This is a genomic window from Actinomadura vinacea, assembly GCF_039532545.1.
In the GTDB taxonomy this organism is placed as follows: Bacteria; Actinomycetota; Actinomycetes; order Streptosporangiales; family Streptosporangiaceae; genus Spirillospora; species Spirillospora vinacea.
Genome location: NZ_BAAARW010000027.1, coordinates 34,307 through 57,793, shown reverse-complemented (window position 1 = coordinate 57,793; position 23,487 = coordinate 34,307). Strand labels below are relative to the sequence as shown.

The 23,487-nt window shown below is 70.3% G+C and carries 17 protein-coding genes; 10 read left to right on the top strand and 7 right to left on the bottom strand.

Annotated features, from left to right (window positions below; all coding sequences use genetic code 11):
* The first annotated feature begins 8 nt into the window (after positions 1-8).
* Positions 9-1,490, top strand: a complete 1,482-nt coding sequence (locus ABD340_RS35145) for an aldehyde dehydrogenase family protein (protein WP_344594950.1) — start codon at positions 9-11, stop codon at positions 1,488-1,490.
* Between the two features lie 199 nt (positions 1,491-1,689).
* Positions 1,690-2,241, top strand: a complete 552-nt coding sequence (locus ABD340_RS35140) for a dihydrofolate reductase family protein (RefSeq protein ID WP_344594949.1) — start codon at positions 1,690-1,692, stop codon at positions 2,239-2,241.
* A gap of 82 nt (positions 2,242-2,323) precedes the next feature.
* On the opposite strand, the gene ABD340_RS35135 is transcribed toward ABD340_RS35140, so the two are convergent.
* The gene (locus ABD340_RS35135; protein ID WP_344594947.1) at positions 2,324-2,929 is read right to left on the bottom strand and encodes a TetR/AcrR family transcriptional regulator; all 606 of its coding nucleotides are present in this window, start codon (positions 2,927-2,929) and stop codon (positions 2,324-2,326) included.
* Between the two features lie 57 nt (positions 2,930-2,986).
* On the opposite strand from ABD340_RS35135, the gene ABD340_RS35130 reads away from it, so the two are divergent.
* Complete coding sequence (locus ABD340_RS35130; protein WP_344594946.1) at positions 2,987-3,379, top strand: VOC family protein; 393 nt, start codon at positions 2,987-2,989, stop codon at positions 3,377-3,379.
* Positions 3,380-3,463: 84 nt separating this feature from the next.
* On the opposite strand, the gene ABD340_RS35125 is transcribed toward ABD340_RS35130, so the two are convergent.
* Positions 3,464-6,127, bottom strand: a complete 2,664-nt coding sequence (locus ABD340_RS35125) for a WD40 repeat domain-containing protein (protein ID WP_344594944.1) — start codon at positions 6,125-6,127, stop codon at positions 3,464-3,466.
* Between the two features lie 469 nt (positions 6,128-6,596).
* Here ABD340_RS35125 and ABD340_RS35120 point away from each other — a divergent pair, with 469 nt between their 5' ends.
* Both ABD340_RS35120 and ABD340_RS35115 read left to right on the top strand, forming a co-directional pair.
* Positions 6,597-8,069 (top strand): DUF2201 family putative metallopeptidase, encoded by a 1,473-nt coding sequence (locus ABD340_RS35120; protein ID WP_344594943.1) that lies wholly within the window; start codon positions 6,597-6,599, stop codon positions 8,067-8,069.
* Positions 8,066-9,988, top strand: coding sequence for an ATP-binding protein (locus ABD340_RS35115; RefSeq protein WP_344594942.1), 1,923 nt, complete (start codon positions 8,066-8,068; stop codon positions 9,986-9,988). Before ABD340_RS35120 ends, ABD340_RS35115 begins: the two co-directional genes overlap by 4 nt.
* Positions 9,989-10,028: 40 nt before the next feature.
* On the opposite strand, the gene ABD340_RS35110 is transcribed toward ABD340_RS35115, so the two are convergent.
* From ABD340_RS35110 to ABD340_RS35095, 4 genes are all read right to left on the bottom strand, one after another.
* Positions 10,029-11,921 carry a hypothetical protein gene (locus ABD340_RS35110; RefSeq protein ID WP_344594941.1) on the bottom strand — a complete coding sequence of 631 codons (1,893 nt, stop codon included), beginning with the start codon at positions 11,919-11,921 and terminating at the stop codon, positions 10,029-10,031.
* Positions 11,918-12,883 carry a leucine-rich repeat domain-containing protein gene (locus ABD340_RS35105; protein WP_344594940.1) on the bottom strand — a complete coding sequence of 322 codons (966 nt, stop codon included), beginning with the start codon at positions 12,881-12,883 and terminating at the stop codon, positions 11,918-11,920. The genes ABD340_RS35110 and ABD340_RS35105 overlap by 4 nt, the downstream gene beginning before the upstream one ends.
* A gap of 142 nt (positions 12,884-13,025) precedes the next feature.
* Complete coding sequence (locus ABD340_RS35100) at positions 13,026-14,549, bottom strand: ABC1 kinase family protein (protein WP_344594938.1); 1,524 nt, start codon at positions 14,547-14,549, stop codon at positions 13,026-13,028.
* Positions 14,550-14,614: 65 nt separating this feature from the next.
* Entirely contained in the window at positions 14,615-14,818 is a 204-nt protein-coding gene (locus ABD340_RS35095; RefSeq protein WP_344594936.1) for a hypothetical protein, read from the bottom strand.
* 308 nt (positions 14,819-15,126) lie between these two features.
* Here ABD340_RS35095 and ABD340_RS35090 point away from each other — a divergent pair, with 308 nt between their 5' ends.
* The 3 genes from ABD340_RS35090 to ABD340_RS35080 all read left to right on the top strand — a co-directional run bounded on the left by ABD340_RS35090 (position 15,127) and on the right by ABD340_RS35080 (position 19,614).
* Complete coding sequence (locus ABD340_RS35090; RefSeq protein ID WP_344594935.1) at positions 15,127-16,791, top strand: prenyltransferase/squalene oxidase repeat-containing protein; 1,665 nt, start codon at positions 15,127-15,129, stop codon at positions 16,789-16,791.
* A 67-nt stretch (positions 16,792-16,858) separates the two neighbouring features.
* Positions 16,859-18,238, top strand: coding sequence for a hypothetical protein (locus tag ABD340_RS35085; RefSeq protein WP_344594934.1), 1,380 nt, complete (start codon positions 16,859-16,861; stop codon positions 18,236-18,238).
* A 203-nt stretch (positions 18,239-18,441) separates the two neighbouring features.
* A complete protein-coding gene (locus tag ABD340_RS35080) occupies positions 18,442-19,614 on the top strand; it encodes an ROK family transcriptional regulator (RefSeq protein ID WP_344594932.1) in 1,173 nt (390 codons plus the stop codon).
* Between the two features lie 75 nt (positions 19,615-19,689).
* On the opposite strand, the gene ABD340_RS35075 is transcribed toward ABD340_RS35080, so the two are convergent.
* Positions 19,690-21,555, bottom strand: coding sequence for a protein-arginine deiminase family protein (locus tag ABD340_RS35075; protein WP_344594931.1), 1,866 nt, complete (start codon positions 21,553-21,555; stop codon positions 19,690-19,692).
* 118 nt (positions 21,556-21,673) lie between these two features.
* Between ABD340_RS35075 and ABD340_RS35070 the strand changes: the two genes are divergently transcribed.
* Together ABD340_RS35070 and ABD340_RS35065 are read left to right on the top strand one after the other, a co-directional pair.
* Positions 21,674-22,747, top strand: coding sequence for a sensor histidine kinase (locus ABD340_RS35070; RefSeq protein ID WP_344594929.1), 1,074 nt, complete (start codon positions 21,674-21,676; stop codon positions 22,745-22,747).
* Positions 22,744-23,397: a response regulator gene (locus tag ABD340_RS35065; RefSeq protein ID WP_344594928.1), complete on the top strand. Its 654-nt coding sequence runs from the start codon at positions 22,744-22,746 to the stop codon at positions 23,395-23,397. Before ABD340_RS35070 ends, ABD340_RS35065 begins: the two co-directional genes overlap by 4 nt.
* Positions 23,398-23,487: the final 90 nt, after the last annotated feature.

The window sequence follows — 23,487 nt, the reverse complement described above, 5'->3', positions numbered from 1 at the left end:
TACCAAGAATGACCGTGTCCCCACCCACCTCGCACGATCTGGGCGTCACCGGACCCCTCATCGACGGCTCATGGCTCGATCGGGCGTCCGCAGGCACGATGGACCATGTCAACCCCGCGACGGCCCGCGTGAACGGCACCGTCGTGCTCAGCGGCCCGGCGGAAGTGGACGCGGCCGTCGCCGCCGCCAAGAAGGCGTCCCCCGAGTGGCGGGCGATGTCACCGGACAAGCGCCGGCGCATCCTGCAGCGGGTGGAGGAGCTGATGGAAGCCCGGGTGCCCGAGCTCAGCCGCCTCGCCACGCTCGAACTCGGCGTCCCCGCCACCACGTCGGCGGCGCTGGCATACCTCTGCACGAAATGGTTCGGGTACTACGCCGGCTGGGCGGACAAGCTGGAGGGAGCGACGATTCCCCCCAGCCCGAGCATGGGCCAGGGCCTCGACTACACGCTCCCGGAACCGTACGGCGTCGTCGGCATCATCCTGACCTGGAACGGGCCGATCATCTCGGTCGGCATGAAGGTCGCACCGGCTTTGGCCGCGGGCAACTGCGTCGTCGTCAAGGCTCCCGAGCAGTCGCCGTACGCCGTCGCCCGGTTCGCCGAGATCGCCCTGGAGGCGGGCCTTCCCCCGGGAGTGCTGCACGTCCTGCCGGGCGGGCCGGACGCCGGGGACAGGCTGGTCCGCCACCCGGACGTCGCCAAGATCTCCTTCACGGGCGGCATCCCGACCGCCAAGAAGATCCTGGAGGCCGCCCGGCACACCCTGAAACCGGTCGTCCTGGAACTGGGGGGCAAGGCGGCGAACGTCGTCTTCCCCGACGCCGACCTCGGCCGGGCCATCGCTCTGACGGTCGGGTCCTGCACCACCCTGGCCGGGCAGGGCTGCAACCTCACCACCCGGATGCTGGTGCATCGCGACGTGTACGACCAGGTGGTCGAGGCCACCGGGCAGGGCGTCGCCGCACTGCGGGTGGGCGACCCGTTCGACCAGCGCACGAACGTCGGCCCCCTCGTCGATCGGGCCGCCCGCGACCGCGTCCTCGGCGTGATCGACCGCGCGGGCAAGGACGGCCGGGTCGTCACCGGGGGCCGCGGCGTCGAGCGGTCGACCCTGGCGCCCGACTTCCGTGACGGCTACTTCATCGAGCCGACCGTCCTCGCCGATGTGGACCCGCACAGCGAGCCCGCACAGCAGGAGATCTTCGGCCCGGTGCTGTCGATCACACCGTTCGACAGCGAGGAGGAGGCGGTCGAGCTGGCCGACTCGACCCCGTACGGCCTCGGCACCTACCTCCAGACCCGCGACGTCTCGCGGGTGCACCGCCTCGTCCCCCGCTTCCAGTCCGGCACCGTGCTCGTCAACGGCGTGTCCGGGCAGCCGCCCGGCGCCCCGTTCGGCGGTTACAAGCAGAGCGGCTTCGGACGGGAAGGCGGCAAGGAGGGTCTGTACGAGTTCCTGCAGACCAAGAACGTCTACATCAGCGCGTAACCGGCTGGCCGGGTCCGGCCGCCGCGGCACTGATCACGAGAAATGCCCTGTTAGAGGGAGATCAACAGCTGGTTGGATGACGTCGGCTTTCACGGAAAAGCGTCGACGGCGTGTCGATCCGCCGGGTCGCCGTTCGACCTGTGATTGACGGTTCCCGTCCAGGGCCGCCCGCCCCGGACTCTTTCGAAGGAGCATCCCTATGGGATTCATCAAGTCCAGCCTCTTCATCTCCCTCGACGGCGTGATCGAGTCGCCGGAGACCTGGCACTTCCCCTACTTCGACGACCAGATGGGCGCCGTCGTCGGTGGGCTGATGGGCGAGGCCGAGGCCACCCTGCTCGGCCGGCACACCTACGAGGGGTTCGCCTCCTACTGGCCGAACGCCGACCCCGCCGACCCGATGACCAAGGTCATGAACAGCGCGCGCAAGTACGTCGTGTCGAACACGCTGACCGAGGCGACCTGGGAGAACTCGTCGTTGATCAACGGCGATGCGGCGGCGGAGCTGACCAGGCTGAAGGCCGACACCCGGCTCGGCACGACGGGCAGCGCCGCCTTGGTGCGCTGGATGCTCGAGCAGGGCCTGGTCGATGAGCTGCACCTGCTCGTGCACCCTATCGTCGTCGGACATGGCGCGAAGCTCTTCACCGAGGGCCAGACCGTGCCGTTGAAGCTGGTGTCCTCGACGACCTTCGATGCCACCGGCGTGGTGCACCTCGCCTACTCCGGCGCGGACGACGCCAAGAGCTGAGCGGGGCCGTATGACGGCCGGCCGGACACCGCCGGGGGTGGCAGCCCTCGCGGTGTCCGGCCGACTGCCGTCTGCCGGCGCGTCATCGCAGCACGGCGGCGACGAGGGTGCGCTTCAGCCAGGCCTCGTAGTCGTCGTGCGTCCAGCCCGCGTCGCCGACGAGGCTCTCGTGGACGCCGTCGCCCATCAGCGCGACGGCGATGTCGGCGGCCTTCGGGGCGACGTGGTGGCCGGTTCCGCGCAGGCGCTCGACGACCATCTCGACACCGAGGCGGTTGCGCCGGGCGCCCTCCGCCCGGGTGGCGGCGATGTCGGGGTCGACGGCGGCGCCGGAGATCAGGATCGTGATGATGTCGCCGCAGCGTTCCCGCATCTGGCGGGAGGCCCGGGCGAGCAGGCCGACCAGTTCGACGGGGTCGCCCGTGTGCTGCAGTTCGGCCATCAGGTCGGGCATGCCGGCCTCGTCGTCCATCAGGTCGACCAGGCCGTTGAGGACGCCGGCCTTGGAACCGAAGTGCGCGTAGATGGTCTGCGGCGCGACCCCGGCCTCCTTGGCGATGAGCCGGATGGGGGTACGCGCGTAGCCGCGTTCGGCGAACAGCCGCCGCGCCGCGGTGAGGATCGCCCGCAGGGTCAGCGCCTCGCGCCGATCGCGCAGCCGGACGACACCGGGCAGGTCCACGGCCATGAATCCTCCACTTGGAACAATGTTCCATCAACTGGAACGTTGTACTAACATGATCGCATGAGCGTCGAGTTGAACCACACCATCGTCCACGCCCGCGACAAGGCCGCGTCGGCCGCCTTCCTGGCGGGCATCCTGGACCTGCCCGTCGAGGACCAGTGGGGCCCGTTCCTGCCGATCGTGCTGTCCAACGGCATCACGCTGGACTACGTCGACGACCCGGCGGCAGAGATCCAGCCGCAGCACTACGCGTTCCTGATGAGCGACGCGGAGTTCGACGCCGCCTTCGCGCGCGTCCGGGAGGCCGACATCACCTACTGGGCCGACCCGCACCACCACAAGCCCGGCGAGATCAACCACGAGTACGGCGGCCGCGGCGTCTTCTTCGAAGACCCCACCGGCCACAACATGGAGTTGATGACCGTCCCCTACAGCAGGACGTACCCGCGATGACCGGCTGAGGTTCAGGGGGCGTGCGGGCGGCCCAGCAGTTCCCGCGCCACGACCAGCCGAGGTGGCCGAAGGTCAGCGGGGCGCCTACTTCCGGGGGGAGAAGACGGCCAGGTCCGAGCCGAAGGCGACGACCAGGCGGCCTTGGCCTGTGAGGGCGAGCCGGTTCACCTCTTCAGGGAAGGTCAGCGCCGCACCGTACGGCCGGCCGTCCGCCAAGTCCCAAGTGCGCACGGTCCCGTCGCTTCCACCGGAGGCGGCGACGAGGCGTCCGTCGATGTCCGCGAGAGCCAGCGCTCTCACCGACCACCCGGCGTCGAGCGTGCCGGTCCGCGTCCCGGTGGCCACGTCCCAGACCTGCAGGTCTTGGTACGTCGCCGTCACAGCGGTCACGCGTTCCCGCGACCCGGCGACCGCGATCGCAAGAACGCCGCCCTCGTGATCAAGGGTGTGCAGCTGCTCACCGGCCACCAGGTCCAGCACCCGGACGGCGCCGTCGTCCTCGACCAGGGCGAGATACCGCCCGTCCAGCTCGACGGTCGCCATCGAGCGGGAGTACTCCTTCCGCATGGTGAACGGCGGGTGGCCCGCGCGTGCCGCACCTTCCAGGTCCCAGGTCAGCACCCGGGCGTCGTAACCTTTGGTGACCGCCACGGCTCGGCCGTCCAGGTACGCGGCCGACAGCGTCAGCATTTGGTGGCCGCCCTCGGCCTTGATCTCGCGCGACAGCTCACCGGTCGCCCGGTCCCACACCCGGATGGTGTCGCCGTCAGAGGTCAGCACGGCGGAGCGGCCTCCGACACGCGCCGTCGCCACCGCTTTGACCCGCACCCAGTGGTCGGACAAAGGCGGGCACACGGGGGTGCCGTCGTCCAGGCGCCAGATCCGTGCGGTGCCGTCCTCGCTTCCGGTGACCGCCACCTCGGAGTCGGCGACGGTGAGCGCCTCGATCGTGTTCGTGTGACCGACGCGAGACGTACCCGGAGCTTCGGCGAGCAGGTCGACGACGGCGGTCGCCCTGTAGTCGGGAACCACCGCCACCACACGTCCCAGCGCCCGCACCGCGGTCAGCGCGCGGACTATCCGGCGGTCCGCCGTGAACACGTTGACCCCAGAGCCGAGTTCCCGCCTGGTGCGCAGGTCCCACTTCCGCACCCAGCCGTCGGAATCGACGGTGACGACGACCGGCCGGCCGTCGACTTCAACCAGGTCGGAGCATTTGCAGTAGTCCGTTATCACCGGGCCGAGCTGCTGCCCGCTCCGCAGGTCCCACGCCCGTGCATCGTCGTCGCCGCTCGTCACCGCGACCGGAACGCCGTCCAGCTCGCCGAGGCTCACGTGGAAGATCCCGGCGTCTTCATACTGGTAGTCCGTGTTGGCCGTGAGGATCGTCCCCGGCGTTCCGCCATCGGCCAGATCCCACACTCGCGCGGCGCCGTCCCAGGCGCCGGTGACCGCGATCGGCCGCCCGTCCAGCTCGCCGACGGCCACGGCGGCGATCCCCCCGTACCCCACCGAAGTGCGGTGGCCGATCGACGGCGTTCCGATCGGCTCGCCGGTACGCAGGTCCCACATGCGCAGCATGCAGTCGTGCCCGCCGCTGAGAATGACCGGCCTGCCGTCGACGCGGGTCACGGCCAGCGCGTCCACCGACCTGGCGTGCGCGCGGACCGGATCGGCGATCGGATTGCCGTCGGCCAGGTTCCACCGTTGGATCCGGCCTTCGCACCTGTAATGGTGGTCGCAGCCGGGGCAGCTGCTGCCCGTGACCGCGATCCACCGTCCGTCGATTTCCGCCAGCGCGATCGCCGCGAACTCCTGGTCGCACTCCAGGCCGGCCTCGACGAGGCTTTCCCCGGTGGCCAGGTCGTGCACGTGGAGCGTCCAGCCGTCCACGGTCGCGACCACCGTCCGGCCCTGCAGCTCGGTGATCGCCTGCGGGCCCCCGACGTCCAACTGCGCCAGCAGCCGGTGGTCGAGCTTCGCCCCGGTGGCCCACTCGATCGTCCAGTCCTGCGCCGGCGCGCCCGGAACCGGCACATCGGCAAGGTTCCGGGACAGGTCGGGCGCGCCGAGGCGCGCCGCGTCCAGAGCGAGAATCTGCCGGCGGGTCGCGGCGTCGGCATCGCGGTGCCGTGCCAGCGAGGACCGGTACACGGTGGCGGCCAGCCTGTCCTGCTCGGTCGTCGCCCGGTCCAGGAGCGGCAACAGGGTGAGCGGGTCCGTGTTCACCAGGGCTTCGGCGTCGATGACCAGAGCTTCGTCCGCGGCCTCCCCGTCCGCGATGCGGCTGGGGAAGACGATGCGATCGGTCACCACCCGCAGATCGCCGAGGACGGACGAAAGCCGGCGCCGGCTGCCGGCGTCGTCGCTCCCGTCGTGATCGACGCGGTACACGGGGAAGTCGTCGGTGTGCGCCTCGGCGAGGTCGACGAGCAGGTACCACTGGCCCTCGTCATAGCCGATGGCGTACCAGGCCCTCGGCTCGTCTTCGACCACCAGGGCGTCCACCTCACCGTGCGACGGCAGGTGCACCTCCCACCGGAACTCGTCATCGGTGCACAAACCCTGGCCCGCAGGCCATTCCACCGCGAGCAGCGCTTGGACGGCGGCAGGCACCTCGTGCTCGCCCGCGGTCGTGTCCACCGACCATTCCCGGGGTCGGAAACCGTCGGGTATGTGACCGCCCAGCCGCTCGATCCGCTGGAGGACGTCCGCGCTCAGAAGACCGGTGGCCGAGGAGCCGCTCACGCTCGACAAGGGAACCCGCTTTCCGCGTCCGGTTGATCATTTCACCGCATACTGTGGCAGACGGCGGTGACAGCGAATCCGGGTTCGGGTGACGGCGGTCGCCGGTTCGGGCCTCGGCCCCGCACCACCGCGTGCCACCTGAACAGCGAGTCAGCGTGTTCGGCGCTGCGATCGACGGTTGCCGTACCGCGTGGCTTTGAAGGGGGTCAGCTCAGCGGTACGGACGGATCGTCGAGGTGGCTCGCGAAAGTTCAGCCACCCGGTGGTTGGGTCGGCGTGGTTTGTCGCCTCGACCCGCTATCGTGCCTGCGGTCGGTACGGGACGAGTCACCACGGGGCGCCGCATGCCGGAAGGCGGCGCGGGTGACCAGGGAACTCGTCCAGATCAAGGGAATCTGGAGGCATGGGTGCCGTTGCTCAGGACGCCGGGCTTTCCCGGACCGGTCTCCGCCGTCGTAAGGGCGCTCCGGTGAGTGCCGCCGATCACCATACGGCCGGCGCCGGGCGCACCCGCCCGGATCGTCCGGGCCGGCCGGTGCCCCACCTGGCGGACCTGCGGCGACTGCTGGCGGAGGAGCCGGCCGACCCTGAGGTGGTGGAAGAGGCGCGGCAGCGCAAGGAGGCCGCGTTGCTGGACTTCGGGGTCGGGCAGAGCGTGGTGACCTCCTGGCTGTACTCCAAATGCCACCACCACATCCCGACCACCGCGATCCCCACCGCCGCGGTGATGGCCACCGGTGACGGCAGTTGCGCCCTGCTCTACAACCCGTACTTCTTCATGGACCTGGACTTCGACGGGGTCAAGTTCGTGCTGTTCCACGAGGCCCGGCATCTGATGCACCGGCACCTGCACGTGGACGAGGAGCTGCGCACCGATCCGGCGTTCAGGCTGGCCGCCGAGGTGGCCATCAATCACGTCGCCCTGCGGCGGCTGCAACGACCCGGCCTGCCCACGATGCCGGCACGCGAAGGGGCCGACGGCTCGCGGGGGCCGGTCGGCGTCGACCCGGATCTGGTCTACCAGGCGTACCAAGAAGATCTGCGGCGGCAGAATCTGTCCCCGCTCCCGTACGACGAGTTCAGTGAAACCGACCTCACGGTGTACAGCGAGTTGCGCCGGATGAAGTCCCTCGGCGAACCCCGACGGGGGTACTGCATGCACGGGCATGGCGGCGCGGGCGATGGGGCGGACGTCCCGCTTGACGGCGAAGCCGTGGAGCAGTTGGGCAATGAGGTGCTGCGCGAAGTGATGCAGGCCGCGCTGCGGCGCAATCCGGCGGCGCGCGACGAGCTTCTCGACCTGGCCGACCGCACGGCCGACGGCGGGGAGCGGCTGAGTCGGCTGTGGGGCAGCCTGGGCTTGGAAAAGCTGCGCGGCACCACGCCGAAGACCCGCCGCGTCGACTGGTGGCAGCGGTGGTTGACCGACGTGCTCGCCTCGAAGCTGGACGAGAGCGACCGCCTGATCTACCCGAAGAAGCACGGCGCGATCATGCTCGCGCTGGGCCACGACCCGATGCTGACCCGGCGCGGACCGGAGCGGAGGAAGGTGGTGCTGATCGCGTTCGACACGTCGGGCTCCATGCCCGACTCCGTGGTCGAGTGGCTGACCACTCTGGTCGGGCAGACCGACGGGGTGGAGAGCCACTGGCTCAGCTTCGACGGCGTGGTGATGCCGTTCGTCCCCGGGGAGCGGGTGCTGGGCGGGGGCGGCACCGATTTCCAGAACGTCGTCGACTACGCCGAGGGCCGGCTGGAGATGGACGGCAAGCGGTTCGAGGTGGAACCCGACGCGATCATCATGGTCACCGACGGGTACGCGCCGCACGTCACGCCCGCGGCCCCCGACCGATGGATCTGGCTGATCACCGACGACGGCGACGACTGGCCGGACCGGCACCATCCCCCGATGGCCTGCCACCGCGTCACGTCCGGACGATGACCGAGGAGAACCCAGAAGTGACCGCCACGGAGCTGTCCCGACCGGACCGGAAGACGCCGCCGAAGGGCGGGAGGCCGGCCACGGGACGGAAGTGGAAAGCGACCGCCACGTACCCGGACCCGCCGGAGGACGGACCCACCGCGAAGCTCGAGAAGTTCATCGACGCGATGATCTCCATCGGGCAGACCGGGCAGATCTTCGGCGAGCACGGCATCGGCAAGACGTCCACGTTCACGTCGTACATCCCGAAACGGTTTCCCGGCACGACCCTGGTGGTCGTACCGGCGGCCAACCTCACCCCGGACGACCTGCTGGTCAACGCCCCGGTACGCGACGACCGCAGCGGAGAGCTGGTACTCCGCCAGCTCGTCATGCGGCAGCTCGTCCCGGGCAACCCGTTCGTCCTGCTGATCGACGACTCGTTGCAGGCCGGCAGCACTGTGCAGTCGCAGCTCATGCAGATCGCCTGCAACTGGACCCTGGGCGAGTACGACCTGCGCGAGCTGGGCTGTATCGGAGTGTTCCTCACCGATAACGAGTCGCTGGCCGAGACCAGCGTGCAACGGTCCGACCTGGCGATCCTGGACCGGATGGTCACCATCCGGCTGACCGCGAACGACACCGCGTGGCGGCTGGCGCTGGCCGAGCGGTATCCCGACTGGGACCTGCGCGAGGTGTTCCGGCAGTGGGCCTCCCTCGGCCCGAACCTGCGCCACCTGCTCTCACCGCGCACCTTGCAGCATGTGCTGGACTGTGCCCGCGCCCGGTTTCCGCTGGCCTGGGGGCTGCCTTTGCTGAACGGCCAGCGGCTGGCGCTGACCGAGGAGAAGAAGGACGGCAAGCCCGGCCGGGACCGCACTGAGGAAGTGCTCAACGGAATCGCCGCGGCGGTCGGGGTGAAAAACCCGTCCACCGTGGCCGACCCGGTCCGCCGCATCCTCCGGGCCGCGATGACCCACCGCTGGGCCGTCCTGCTGCAAGGACCGCCGGGATGCGGCAAGACGGAGATCACCAAGCAGATCGCCCGCGAGGAGACCGGCCGCGAGCCGGTCTACTTCTCGCTGCCGGTGACCAACGTCGAGGACCTGTGCGTGCCGGTGCCCACCCCGGAGGGCTCGCTGGACGCCATGCTCGCCCGGTCGCTGCTCTCCCCCGAGCCCAAGGTGCTGGTCTGGGACGAGTACAACCGGCCGAAGGACAAGGCGACCTTCGCCAAGCTGATGGAGATCACCCAGGAGTGGACGCTCGCCGGGCGCGCGATCCCCGGCCTGCGAGCGCAGATCGCGTTGCAGAACCCGCCGTACCACCTGGGCCGCAAGCTGCTGGTCGCCAGCAACAACGTGGCCCAGGCCAGCCGCTTCACGATCAGCTACGAGGTGCATCCGGACGACATCCCGGCCAACGAATGGCTGATCTCGACCTACGGTGAGACGGCCGAGACGGTCCTTGACTGGTGGAAGAACGACATCGACGACGAGGGCCGGGACTGGATCACCAAACGCACCATGGAACGGCTGATCAAGCTGCACCGGGAGGACATGCCGCTGCAGACGGGCCTGATCTATCTCGGCGACGGCGAGTACGCCCCGGTGCCGCTGTCCGGGCTGGAGGCCCGCCTGGCCGGACGGCCGCGCATCGGCCTGGCCGAGTTCGCCGAGAACCGCGCGAGCTGGGAAGCCCGGCTGTCGGCCGCGGCCGAGACGAACTCGGAGGGCACCGACGACACCGACCTGGTCCACCAGGTGTTCTCCAATGCCGAGGTGTCCCAGCTGGAAAAGCATCTCGACGTGGTGGCCCGGCTGCTGCCGTACCTGCCGCCGAAGCTGCGGGCCACCTACCTGGTCGGGCAGACCCCGGAACGGCAGCGCTTCTGGGTGACCGCCCTGGCCCGGATGGCCGAGCTGTCCGCGGCCGACTGAGCGGGAAACGCCCCGCCATCCCTAGAAGGGGGGGCAAGGACTATTCGGCCTCGGCCTTGATCTCGTCCTTGCCCTCGTCTTCGAGGTCGTCCTCGTCTTCGTCGTCCTCGTCGTAGTCGTAGTCCTCCCAGTCGTAGTCGATGTCGCCGTCCTCGAACGGGCGGATCATCGGGACGGACACGGTGGACTGCTGGTGATCCGCCATCCAAGAGTTGCGGAAGAAGTCGAACTTCAGGTGGTAGCAGTCGGCGGACTCCTCGAACAAAATCGGCGGGACGAGGAAGTGCGCCACGTCGACTGTGGACGCGGTGGTGATGAAGTTCTCGGCCGGGGGAACGGGAGGACCGCCCTGGCAGGAGGCGAAGTTCACCGGCGTCAGCGAATCCTTGCCGAGCACGTGGATGCGGTCGCCCTCGACGACGAACATGTCCGGATCGAGAATGACGTCCTCGCCCATCATCAGGATCGGCGCCGGCATGATGTCCGCCTTCGCCGAGTCCTGTGCGCGCGTGTACTCCTCGATGATGTCGGCGTTGCGCGTGGTGTCGAAATTGGGGCCGAGGAAGAACCCGCCGCAGATCCCGCAACCGCAGGAGGGCAGCTCGTCGGTGAGGTGCTTCTCCGGCTCCGGGAACAGCATGGACTTGTCGAACGGCACGACCGGCGACTCTCCGTTCCGCTCCTTGAGGAAGGCGGGGATCCAGTCGGTGTCGTCGGCCTCGATCACCTCCGAGTCGCACTGGTCGCGGAAGGCGGTGTCACCGATCTTGCAGTTGAAATAGTCCAGCAGCGTGATCGCGGCGCACTCGGCCAGTGACCGGTCATCGCTCTTGGCGAACCAGAAGTCGTAGCCGTTGGCGATGAAGTCCACTCCGCGGAACCGCTTGTGGACGAACGGCTCGCGCGTGGCGTCGGGTGCGAGGCCGTTCCAGTGCGCGGCGGCGACCTGGTTGTAGTAGGCGTCGGCGTGGCGGGCGAGTTCGGGGGCGAAGACGCTCTCGCCGGTCAGGTAGCAGGCCTTGCTGAACAGCGCGCCGATCTCGGGATCGTGCGTGACCTGGGGGTCGGTGAAGATGAGTTCGGTGCGCAGGAAGACCTTGCGGCCCTCGAGGTAGGGCGCGCCCTCGTGCTCGTAGCGCTGGTCGAAGATCACGCAGGTGAAGGGCGCGATGTCGGTGAGCGCGGCGCCGCCGGTGAGGTCGAGGGCCGGCGCGCCCTCGCCGCCGGTGAGGTAGAGCAGGACCGTGTAGCGGGAGACGTGCTTGCGCGCGGCGTCGTAGTAGGGCGTATCGAGATGGCGATGGAAGTTGGCATCACCGGGCTCGAAGCGGTTGCACCGGAACACGGGGTTCACATGCGAGAAGCCCTCGATCTGTGACTCGGGCATCGCTTTGGCGACCGCTTGGGTGAGCGCTTCGGCGAGCAGTGCAGAGTGGAAGATGAAACGGTCGCCGCCGCGCGAGCCGGCGTTGAGCGGCGGGACGTAGAGGTCCAGCGCGTCCAGGCCTTCGAGGCAGGCCCGGGCGGAGTCCGGGAGCCGCAGCGAGAAGGTGTAGGCGTCCTTGGCGAACTCCTCGCGCTCGGTGAGTTCGGGTTCCAGTGCAACGCCGGAGAACAGGCGGTCGAGCGGGAGGATGTTCTCGAACGTCCGGAACGACATCTCGCGCGGATCGGCGAAGACGGCCGCCAGGTACGGCGCCGTCTCAACGGGCCGGGCGAACGATTCGCGCACGCCTTCGTCGATCCGTTCGGCATCGACGAAGCGCACCGCCTTGAACCGCGCCGTCGGGTGCCAGGAGATCGCCAGCCCGTCGAGCGTCGCGACAGGTTCGGCGTCGGTCGCGTCGACCTCGGCGCGGTACCGGGCGACCTCCTCCTCAGGGGCCTGGCCGGTCGACAGGGCGAAGAAACGATCGCGGAGCTCGATGCTCATTGGCTTCTCCAGTAGCTGCGGAGCGCGGGTGGGAGCTGGGGGGCTTGCGCGAGCATTTTCGCGCCGTCTTCTCCGACATCGGCGCGGTACAGGAGCAACCGCTTGAGCGAACCGATGAACGGCGCCGCGAGCAGGGCCCGCACCCCCTCCTCGCCGATCGAGTTGTAGCGCAGGTCGAGCTCGGCCAGCTTCTCGAAACGGTGCAGCGAGGACACGCACTTCGCACTGAGCACGTTGCTCTGGAGGTGCAGTCGGCGAACACCACCAAAGCTCGGGGACGCCGCGAGAGCCGCCAGGCCGGCGTCCCCGACGCGGCAGTACCGCAGGTCGAGCGTCTCGATTCGCTCTTGCGCGGCCGAGCCGGCGAGGGCTTTGACCTCGGCCGCTCCAACGCGCAGATACGTCGAGACGGCGACGGCCTCGGCACCGAGCGCGCCCATGCGCAGGTACGACAGATCGAGTTCGACGAGCCGGCCGAGATTCAGCGTCGCGAGGGCCCCGGCCTCGTAGGACAGGGACGGGGTCGAGCTCGGTTCATCGTCGAAGTCCTCCTCATCCCAGTTCTCTCCGGAAGTCGGCGCGATGCGCAATGCGGTCACGAAGGGGGCCCGCAGGGCCTGCTCGATCAGCACGGGCGCACCCTCGGCCCATTCGACGGCGACCTTCGTGGCGAATCCGTACCGGCGTTCAAGGACGGTCACCCCGGCCGGCAGCGCCGCGTCCCAGCTCTCCTGGTGCTTCTCCACCAGCGCCGCGGACTCGCGTTCGAGGGCATCGCGATGAGCGGGGCTGAGGCGTGCCCGGCGCAGTTCGAGATCGATCAGCCTTCCCCGCGCGTCGCCCCGCTCGGTGAGCCGGTCGCCGTAGAGGCGCCACGAGCCCAGGTCGCCGGGATGGTCCCGCAACCTCTCTTCAAGTGCCGTATTTTCCACCCGAGGAATCTTATGGTCGAGGACCGACATTCAACCCGCCTCTGGGCGAATGGCCGGAAGGCCGACGCCAGACCGTTGGCCATGTGCGCGCTGCCGACCGACATCCTGGTGCACGACCACCTCACCGTCGACTCTCGATGACGATCGGGGTGTGCGCGGCCCCGGGTGGGTGTCAATCGCCGAGGGTGCGCCGGATGATCGTCTCGGCCGCGGCCGCGGCGACCGTCGAGCGCAGCGGCACGTTGTGCACGAGACGCTGCCGTGGAGCGACGGGATCGCCCAGGTTGGTTCGGGTGTTGATGCCGATCTGGCGATTGGTCACGTCGCTGAGGACGGCCTGCAACTGTCCGGGAGCGGTGTTGATCGAGTGGAGGAGGTCGAGGAGCAACTGGATGCCCTGTTCGCCGCTGAGGCTTTCTTTCAAGACGTCCTGGATGATGTCCTGCAGGGTGTTGCCCAATGCCTTGTCGAGTTTGAGCTTGGGATAGACGTACCGCACCGATCCTTCGATGTTCCCCATGGACTTGCCCATCAAGGAGATGACGGGGCTGACCTGGATTCCGCGCTCGGTGGCGTAGCGGGCCAGCGACATCAGGGCGACGCCGAAGTTCAGCTCTTGCAACGACGCGTTCGCCCAGTAGGGGATGATGTTGCACACGTCGTTGACGAAACGTGTGCTGTCGCTCCAAGGCGTCAGCGAGCCGATCCTGATCCAGTTTCTCGCCATGGCCGCGCCGTCGCCGCGGGCGACCGCCAGCATGGAGCTGAGCATGGTCAGGCTCGTGGTCCGGTCGATCTTGCCGTACATCCCCCAGTCGATCAGATGCGCCTTTCCGTCGTGATCGACGAGGATGTTGCCGGGATGGGGGTCGGCGTGAAAGGCGCGGTCGACGAAGTATCCGCGGAACATGAAGGCCATCAGCTGGTAGGCGATCTTCTTGCGCTGGCGGTTCGAAAGCTCGTCGTCCTTCAGCCGGTTGACCGGGGTTCCGTCGACCATCGTCTGCACCAGGACCCGGGGCGCGGCGTCGATCACCTTGGGGACCTTCAGCTGCTTGAAGCGCTTGACGGCCTTGCGCGCGTCCTTCATGTTGCGGGCCTCACGGGTGAAGTCCACCTCGGACTCCATGGCCGTGAACAGCACCTCCAGCATCGACTTGATGTCGACGACCTCGCAGAAGTGCGGGGCGGCCTTGTGGATCAGGCCCGCGAGCTTGCGCAGCACCGCCATGTCCCCCAGCATCGCCGCGGAGCTGCCGGGGCGCTGCACTTTCAGCACGCAGGGGCGCCCGTCGGACCACTCGGCTCGATAGACCTGGGCGACCGAGGCCGCGCCGAGCGGTTGCTCGGTATGGATCCGGCGGAAACGCGACCGCCAGTGCGCTCCGAACTCGGCCTCGATGACCGGCTCGAAGACCGAGAACGGCTCAACGCGGGCCCAGTCGTTGAGGTTGGCGAGTTCGTCCATCACATGCTGCGGGACGAAATCAGGCCGGGTCGCCATCATCTGCCCGAACTTGATGTAGATCGGCCCCAGGTCCTCCAGCATCGACCGGATGGCCTTCGCCCGTTCCTGCTGTTGCAGCTCACTGGAACCGCGCGGCGAGCCCAGGCGCGCCCGGACGCTGCGGGCCGCCTCGCCGGCGACCGTTCGGGACACGATCTTGGCTGTACGGCCGGCCCTGCCTGCGGGCACGTGTTCTCCCTACCCGGTGCGGGCCGGCTCGTCAGCCGACATCGGCGCGGTGCTCGAACCGCCGGCTACTTCTTCAGCTCGGCGATCTGCTGGCTGAGGGCGGCCACCTGCCCGGCCAGCTCGCGGATGTGCCGCTCGTTCCGCTTCGCCCGCTTCTTACCGCCTTTCTTCTTCTTGACTCTCAGCGTCTTCCGCAGCGCCTTGGAATTCCTGTTGCCGAGCTTCTCGCCGCGCACGATCATGTCGTCGAAGACGGACCTTCTGGCCATGGTGCCACCTTTCGAACATGGCTGGGTTCGAGCGGTGCCGTTCGCCCGCGACGCGCCGCTCTTGTCAAGGAGTATGCCTGCGGATGACCCTGGATTGTCAATAACCTTGAAGTGAGCGTCACCTGGACCCAAAAAGGCCGAGTTGGAAATTACATTGTCCCACTTGCGCCATAGGTCCGATTTGAGTTTTATTTTCGCGGGTCTCCGGCCAGGCGTGAATGTCCGATCGGACAGCCATCAATGGCCTGCCCGGACGGGGATATCGGGTTAGGGTCGGCCGCGAGCGCGCGTCTTGGCCGAGGAGTGTGGTGAGGGCCGCCGTGTCGGCATTGGATCCGGCAGCCGAGGCGACCGACGCCGACCGGCTGCTCGCCCGAATCACCGCCGGCCCAGGCGGGCACCTGTCCTTGTCGATCTACGAGACGGCCCGGCTGGTGCGCCTGGCACCGTGGGTGTGGGGCCACCACGCGCGGATCGACTACCTCATGGCCCGGCAACAGCGGGACGGCGCCTGGGGCGGACCCGGGATCGACGCGCTGGTCCCCACGCTCAGCGCCACCGAGGCGCTTCTGCATCTGGCCTGCGCCCAGGACCGCCCGTCCATCCACGCGGAGAGCCGGACCGATGCCGCGGATCTGCTGGCGGCGGCGGCCGACCGCGGGCTCCGGGCGCTGCGCGACCTGCTCGGCGCCCCGTCCCGGCGACCGCCCAGCACCCTTGGAGCCGGCACCCTCGTGCCGCACCTGATCGGTGAGATCAACCGGCGGCTGTGCCGCTGCGAACGCCCTCAGGCTGCACACCGGCGCCTCGAACGCCACTCCCCGCTGCCGGCACCGCACCAGGCCCCGGCGCGCCCGGCGTTCAGCCCGGGGGAACCGGCACCTTCCCGCGCCTCCGGCCCGCGGCCCGCGGCCGGCCACCTGCTGGAGGCGACCGGCGAAGCGGACCGCGGGGCGGCCGCCCTGCACCCCGTCGACGGAGCGGTCGGGGGCTCACCAGCGGCCACCGCCGCGTGGGTGGCCCGCCGGCGCGCCGACGAGCGCGCCCCCGCCTGCGCGCGCTGGCTCGACCATTTCGCCCGCCGGCACGGCGGCCCTGTGCCCAGCCTGTGGGCCGCGGCCGAGTTCGAGCAGGCCCAGGTGGTCGCGGCACTGGCGCGCGGAGGGTTGGCCGCCGCCGTCCCACCGGCCCTGCGAAACCGTATTCGGCGATCGGTCGCCCGTGGCGCCACCGGTCCGGCGCCCGGGCTGCCCAGCGCCTGCGAGACCACCAGCACCATGCTCTACGCCCTCACCACCCTGCGCGAGGACGTCCCTATCGAGATCTTGCAGCGCTTCGAGACCGCCACCCATTTCCAGGGCTGGCACGGGGAGTCGCTACCGTCGACCGCCGCCAACGCCCACGCGCTGGAGGCGTTCGGCTCCCACATCGCGCTCCACCCGCACCGGCGCGCACGGCACGCACCGGCCATCGCCAAGATCACTCGGTGGTTGCGCGGTCACCAGCGCCACAGCGGTCACTGGGACGACCCCTGGCACGTCTCCCCCTACTACGCCACCTACTGCGCCGTTTTGGCCCTGAGCCGCTACGGGGACGACGACGAAGACGCGGCCGTGACCCGCGCGATCCGGTGGGTCCACACCACCCAGCGCCCCGACGGGTCCTGGGGCGTCTGGAATGGCACCGCCGAAGAGACCGCCTACGCGTTGCACACCGTCCTGGCCGCGCCTTACCAGGCATCGCCGGTCACGCTGGTCAAAGGCGCGGCCGCCCTGCGACGCCTCTCCTCCACCGGCGGTGACCACCCGCCCCTGTGGCGGGGCAAGGATCTGTGCGCTCCCAGCGCCGTCATCGACGCGGTGATCCTGACGGCGACCCACCGGCTCCGCACCCGTTCGACCCTCACCCAAAGGAAGATCCTTGGGAGATCGTTGACAGATCCTTGGCCGAGAGACCCGGCGAATCACCCATAGCCAAGTATCAATTACTCAGAGTCATGATAAAGGTGGGTGTGATCCCCCGACAGCGTGAAAGGACCACATGGCCCCCCGTGATGCCCGCGCCTCGCAGTCCCCCACGCTGCAGGACGTCCCCAAGCAGGTCGCCCTCGTCAATGGCAGCTTCGAAGAACCCAAGGTCAGCAGCGGTATCGAGAACCGGCTGCCGGACGCCTCCCGGCCGGGTGACAGGTCGGTGCCGGGCTGGCGGACGACGGCGTCCGACCACCTGATCGAGATCTGGCACCAGCGCAGCGGCAGGGAGGCCGCGCACGGCGAGCAGTACGCCGAGCTGAACGCCAACGAGGCCTCGACGCTCTACCAGGACCTGGAGACCACGCCCGGCAGCACGCTGTACTGGAGCCTGCGGCATCGCGGACGCAGCGGCGACGACACCATGTCGGTGAAGATCGGGCCGCCGGACGGCCAGGCCGACAAGACCTGGACCTTCACCGACGGCGTCGCGGCATGGGGCCCGCACTCGGGCGTCTACAAGGTGCCCTCTGGCCAGACCGTGACCCGGTTCGCCTTCGAGGCCGGCGCCACGGGCACCGGTGACCCCACCGTCGGCAACTTCCTGGACGACATCGTGTTCGGGACGGAGCCGTGCGTGGTGGTGACGGCGACCGCCGAGCCCGAGAGCGACACCGCGGTCGGCGACACCATCACCTGCACCGTCAACCTGAAGAACCACGGCGGCGTCCCGGCCGAGAGCCTGATCCTGCGCGACGCCGTCCCCGACGGCGCCGGCTACGTCCCCGGCTCGCTGCGGATCGTCGACGGGCCCGGCGACGCCGCCGACGGCCGCTACGACCCGCAGACCCGCACGCTCACCCTGCCGCTGGGGCAGGGCGCCACCGCCGATCGCGGCGGCACCCTGGTCTCCACCGCCGACCTGCCCGGGGGTGTCACCGTCGAGTTCCAGGTCCGCGTCGAGCGCGACGGCGCCGGCCGCACGCTGGCCAACCAGGCCACCGCCACCTACGTCAACACCCGTGGAGAGGAAGAGCCGCTGACCTCCACGTCCAACACGGCCACCGCCGAAACCGCCCCCGACACCTCCGACGGCGGCTCCGAGACTCCGCCCGTCGCCGCATGCGCGCACCCGGCACACGTCTGCGTCGGTGATCGGCCGATCCCGGGCGGCACGGTGCACGTGGTGTACGTGCCGTCCGGCCAGGAGGGCACCGTCCAGGGCACATGCGCGACGGCCCTGACAGGATCCGGCGCCTGCTGGCCCGGCTGCTCCCGGCAGCACCGGTGGGCGCACCCCGGCACCGGTCCGGCGGGCGGCTCCCTGAGCCTCCTGTGGCCCGGCAAGAAGGGCAAGAAGCGAAAGCACCACAAGCGGCTCATCCGCGAGCTGGCCTGGCAGGTCAGCGAGCTCAACCAGCAAATCGCCGAGATGCGACGGCGACCCTGATTCCGGGCCTGCGACCGGGGCGCGGGCCCGGCCGCGGCTCATGATCGCTCGGGCGCGGGTGCGCCACGTTCAGACCTCCACAGAGTGGACTTATCGGGAGATACAGAGCATGATTGAGCTCATTGACAGGCACAAGGTGTCGTCTTTAGTTTTATCGCATGCAAAAAGATGCGCCTCCGGGCGGTGAACAGCCCCTGCCGCCCGTGGCGATCGCACTCCACAAGGTGCTCTGCATGATCGCCTCCCGCGAGGCGACCAGCCGTGCGGCCATCGCGCGCCTCACCGGCCTCGCCCGCTCGACGGTCAGCCAGCAGGTGGACAACCTGATCGACCTCGGCATCGTCCAGGAGAGCGAGGCGAACCAGTCGGTGCGCGGCCGGCCGCCCCGGGCGCTGGCCGTCAGCCCGCTGGCCGGCACCATCGCGGTGCTGGACGTGGACGTCGCCGCGACCCAGCTGGCGATCTCCGACCTCAGCGGCACCGTCCTCGGCCGCGACATCGTCGACATGTCCGTCGACGGCGGCCCCGAGGAACTGCTGGCCGCGGTGACCGAGCGGCTGCGCTCGATGCTCGCCGAGCACGGCCAGGACACGGCCCGGGTGCGCCACGTCGTCGCAGGGCTACCGGCACCGGTCGACTTCCAGCGCGGCTGCGCGGTGCGCCCGCCGATAATGCCCGGCTGGGACGCCTACCCCGTCGGCGACCATCTGCGCAAGCAGTTCGGCGCCCCGGTCACCGTCGACAACGACGTGAACCTCATGGCGCTGGGCGAGGCCACCCAGGAGATGGCCGACACGCCGCTGCTGGCCATCAAGGTCGCGTCCGGCATAGGCGCCGGCATCGTGACGGCGGACGGGTCGGTGCACCGCGGCGCCGACGGCGCCGCGGGCGACATCGGGCACATCCGGGCGTCCACGCGCGGCGACGTCATCTGCAGGTGCGGCAAGACCGGCTGCCTGGAGGCCGTGGCGAGCCATCGCGCGGTGCTCGCGGATCTCGGCATCGCGTCGTCCTCGTTCGGCGACGGCCTGCACGCCCCGCGCGAGCTGGCCCGCCTGGTGGCCGACAGCGACACCCGGGCGCTGCACCGGATCCGCCAGGCGGCCGCCCACATCGGCGAGGTCGTGGCGATGCTCGTGCACACCCTGAACCCGCGCATGCTGGTCCTCGGCGGCCCCCTGACAGAACTGCAGGACGAGATCCTGTCCGGGGTCCGCGCCGCCGTCTACGAACAGGCCCTGCCGCTGGCGACGCGCAAGCTCATCATCACCTCCAGCCAGCTCGGCACCGACGCCGGAATCACCGGCGCGATCGCACTGGCGTCCCGGGAGGTCTTCAGCCAGTCGGGAATGGCAAGGCTGCTCGCCGAGGCGTGACGGCCGCAGGGGCGGTCGGAGACGAGACCGCCGCCCGATTCTCCCGGGCGGCGGTGTCCTGGTCCACGGCCGCCGTCAGGCGGGCTTCCACCACGGGGCCGTGCCGCTCAGGTCGCGTTGCACGTTGGTGACGCAGTGGATGTCGCCGCCGACGGTGCCGACGTTGTGGGAGTACTCCCAGTCCTCGATCCAGCGGACGCGGACACCGGCCTGGGCCAGCGCCCGTTCGGTGGTGAGCTCGAACAGGTCCTTTCCGCCGGTGCGGGGGCTGTGCTGGGCGGGTGCGAGATAGCCGCCGGTGCCGGTGCTGATCCCGTTGGCGGCATTGGGGAGGTAGGTCGCCACCAGGTTCTCGCGCGGATAGTCCGCAGGGATGTCGAGCTTCTTGAAGAGAGCCGGGATGCGGATGATGTCCTGCTCGGTGATCCCCGCCTGCTCGCGGAGTCGCCGCAGTGCCCCGTCGATGCCCTGGCTCGCGAGACGGACGCCCTCCTGCAGTTCGGGCTTGCGCAGCGCCTCCGCGACGGTGATGTTCGGGTCGTCGGTCTTCTGCGGGTCCACGCCTTCGACGAGCCGCTGACCTCCGCCGCCCCCGGCCGCCAGCTTCTCCAGCAGGTCCATGCCCATGCGCGGATCAGCGACCACGGCCGCCCAGCCGCGGCCGTTCTTGGCGGGGACGAAGTGCAGGAACTCGTCGAGGTGCCCGACGCCGAGCCAGCTCGTGTCCACCGCGATCGGATCCTGCCGGCCCTGGGCGGCGAGCATCCGGGTGAAGTCGGAGTCCGGGGAGAACTTCCCCGATCCGCCGTAGACGATCCGGCCGGTCGGATACTTGCCGTGTGGGGGGATCGTCCCGAAATTGCCGGATGAACTGGCCGAACCATAGTAGAGGTTGTCGTCCGGCCGGTCGATGCGGGTGGCGTCGAACTCCTGGATCCCCGCGACGTCCTTGCCACGCATCATCGTGAAGACGGGGCGGGACGCGTCGCGCAGCGGCCGGTCCCGGTCCGTGGAGTCCGGCATGATCGCGGGGGACCTGAGGTTCACCGTGATGCGGTGCTCCCTGCCACCCGGTCCCGGCATCGAGGCGTAGCCGGCCTTGAACATGTCGCCCATCCACTGGTCGCCGCCCGCGGGCGATTCGACGAACGGACGGTTCAGTCCCTCGGCGTCCAGACCGCGCCGCAGATCCCGGCGGTACTCGGCCGCGCCCGGACTGGGCTCGCCGGGCGCCTCGCCCCCTTCGAGAGAGGCGGGCTGTGCGGGGTCGGCCACGACGGCCCGCCGCAGGGGCAGGAGGTCGTGCTGGAAGAGCACGGGGGCGACCTTCAGCCGTACCCGGTCTGTGCTGATCTTTCCCTGGTCGGTCACGGTCAGCGTGAGGTCGCTGAAGCCCGCCCACACGGCCGGATCGCGGACGATGTCGCGCGCCTCGACCGCGAACTTCGCCCCGTCGCGAAGCTCGCCGGGACGTACGGCGCCGTCCGCCCCGAGAGCGACGTACCGGCCGTCCCGCTCGATGAAGACGCGCACCTTGTCGCGGGAGCGCGGGTCGGGCGTCAGCGTCGCCCGCGCCGAGTCGGTCGTCCCGGGCACGGGCAGCAGCCGCATCGGTGCCAGGTCGGCGAGATCGGCCGCGCCGTTCACGACGGCGTCGGCCGCGTCATGACAGGCGGCCAGCGCGGCGTCGGTGAGCCGGGCGCCGGACGAGCCGGTCGCGGGGCAGCGGGACGTGTCGTCGTCCAGGTTCGGCAGCATGATCGCTCCGCGGCCGGAGGTCCAGGTCGCGCGCCCGGCGTCGTCAGCGGCCGACAGGGTCCCGTCGCGGCCGGCGTCCACGCGCAGCAGCGTGCCCGGAGCCTCCTCGGCCGGCGCCGGGGCGGTGAGCGCGGCCAGGGCGGCGATCGCCATGAGCGCGGTCACCCCGCTCCGTATGATCATCGGGTGATCGTTCATGCGGACCAGCCTCGTCACCGCACCCCCGCCCCGGCATCGGCCGTCCGGGAGATCTTCCGGGCGAGGACCTACACCGTTCGGCATAGCCCGCCCGGCGGCCGGGATGGCTAGCGCCGGGGACATCCCGATCATCGGCTCCGCCGTGCTGACCTGCGGCGTGCTCCTCGCCTGCCCGCGCTCGCGGAGGGCGGAGGGCGCCGGCGCGCTCGCGGCCGTGTCGCTCGCCGTCACCGCCGCCTACCGGGGGCCGGCCGAGAACGGGGCCGCGCTCTGGTGGCTGGCCGAGTTCGCCACTTCGCTGCTGCTGCTCCGGGTGGTGGCACGCCGGGCGCCCGCGCGCGCCGCGCTGGCGGCGGGGACGGCGCTGACCGCCGCGGTCATCGCGCTGCCGCTGCGGCTGACCCTCCATGTCGTGCCGCCCGCCACGACGCGCGGTGCCGTGCTCGGCTGCCTGTTCTGCGCCATGGCCGCGGCCGCGGCCGCCGCCGCGGGCGCCTATCCGCGCTACCTGGACGCGCGGCGGGCCCGCGCCGTCGAGCACGCCCGCCGACTCCAGCGCCTCGACCTGGCACGCGACCTGCACGACTTCGTCGCGCACGACGTCAGCGGCATCGTCGTGCAGGCGCAGGCGGCGCAGGTCAGCGGCGATCCGAGGGTCGCGCTGGCGGCGCTGCGGCGGATCGAGGACGCCGGGGTGCGCGCGATGGCGTCGATGGACCGTACCGTCCGCGTCCTGCACGACGACCGCGACGACCACGACCCCCGCTACACGCTGTCCGACCTGCCCGACCTCGCGGACCGCTTCGCCGAGTCCACGGCCGCCGAGGTGCACCTGGTCGTGCAGGCCGATCCGCCGGGCGAGGCGTCGGCGACCGCGTACCGGGTGATCGTCGAGGCGCTGACCAACGTCCGGCGGCACGCCGCCGGCGCCGCCGCCGTCGAGGTCGCGGTGACCGAGGTCCCCGGCCCCGCCGTCCGCGTCACCGTGACCGACGACGGGCCGGGCGGGACGTCCCGCGCTCACCGGACACCCGGCGAAGGCGGCCGCGGCCTCGCCGGCCTCGCCGAGCGGGTCGAGGCCGGCGGCGGCGAGTTCGCGGCCGGTCCCCGCGGCGAGCGCGGCTGGCGGGTCTCCGCCCTGCTCCCGCTTCCCGCCCGGGCAGGGTCCCGGTCATGACCGTTCGCGTCCTCATCGCCGACGACCAGGACGACATCCGCGGCGGTTACCGGATCATCCTGTCGGCCCAGCCCGACCTGGAGGTCGTCGGGGACGCGGCCGACGGAGTCACCGCCGTCGCGCTGGCCCGGCGGCTCCGTCCCGACGTGGTCCTGACCGACATCCGGATGCCGGGCATCGACGGGCTGGAGGTCACCCGGCGGCTCGCGGGACCGGACGTGCCGGATCCGCTCCGGGTCGTCGTCGTCACCGCGTTCGACCTCGACGAGTACGTGCACGCCGCGTTGCGCGACGGCGCCTGCGGGTTCCTGCTCAAGCGGTCGGCCCCGGCACTGCTCGTCGAAGGCGTCCGCGCGGCGGCCGCCGGCGACGCGATGATCAGCCCCGCGATCACCGTGCGGCTGCTCGACCGGTTCACCCCTCGCCGCCCCGCCCCGCGGGACGAGCCGGAGGTACCGCTCACCGACCGGGAGGCCGAGGTCGTACGGCTGGTCGCCCTGGGCCGTACCAACGCCGAGATCGCCGCCGAGCTGTTCATCGCCGCCGGCACCGCCAAGACGCACGTGGCCAACATCCACCGCAAGCTGGGCGCCCGCAACCGGGTGGAGATCGCCTCATGGGCCTGGCAGCACGGCCTCGCCCGCCGCTGACCTCCCGCGCGCCTCCTCCCTTCCGTGTCGCCTCCTCCTTTCGGCCTATCCTGACCGCCCCGGAACGGCCGGATATCTGCCGGACGGCAG

Bases quoted from the DNA above. Each gene is read 5' to 3' on its own strand.
- ABD340_RS35065 (WP_344594928.1), top strand. From the start codon at position 22,744: ATGACCGTTCGCGTCCTCATCGCCGACGACCAGGACGACATCCGCGGC.
- ABD340_RS35140 (WP_344594949.1), top strand. From the start codon at position 1,690: ATGGGATTCATCAAGTCCAGCCTCTTCATCTCCCTCGACGGCGTGATC.
- ABD340_RS35070 (WP_344594929.1), top strand. From the start codon at position 21,674: ATGGCTAGCGCCGGGGACATCCCGATCATCGGCTCCGCCGTGCTGACC.
- ABD340_RS35115 (WP_344594942.1), top strand. From the start codon at position 8,066: ATGACCGAGGAGAACCCAGAAGTGACCGCCACGGAGCTGTCCCGACCG.
- ABD340_RS35085 (WP_344594934.1), top strand. From the start codon at position 16,859: ATGGCCCCCCGTGATGCCCGCGCCTCGCAGTCCCCCACGCTGCAGGAC.
- ABD340_RS35075 (WP_344594931.1), bottom strand. From the start codon at position 21,555: ATGATCATACGGAGCGGGGTGACCGCGCTCATGGCGATCGCCGCCCTG.
- ABD340_RS35110 (WP_344594941.1), bottom strand. From the start codon at position 11,921: ATGAGCATCGAGCTCCGCGATCGTTTCTTCGCCCTGTCGACCGGCCAG.
- ABD340_RS35130 (WP_344594946.1), top strand. From the start codon at position 2,987: ATGAGCGTCGAGTTGAACCACACCATCGTCCACGCCCGCGACAAGGCC.
- ABD340_RS35105 (WP_344594940.1), bottom strand. From the start codon at position 12,883: ATGTCGGTCCTCGACCATAAGATTCCTCGGGTGGAAAATACGGCACTT.
- ABD340_RS35145 (WP_344594950.1), top strand. From the start codon at position 9: ATGACCGTGTCCCCACCCACCTCGCACGATCTGGGCGTCACCGGACCC.
- ABD340_RS35095 (WP_344594936.1), bottom strand. From the start codon at position 14,818: ATGGCCAGAAGGTCCGTCTTCGACGACATGATCGTGCGCGGCGAGAAG.
- ABD340_RS35135 (WP_344594947.1), bottom strand. From the start codon at position 2,929: ATGGCCGTGGACCTGCCCGGTGTCGTCCGGCTGCGCGATCGGCGCGAG.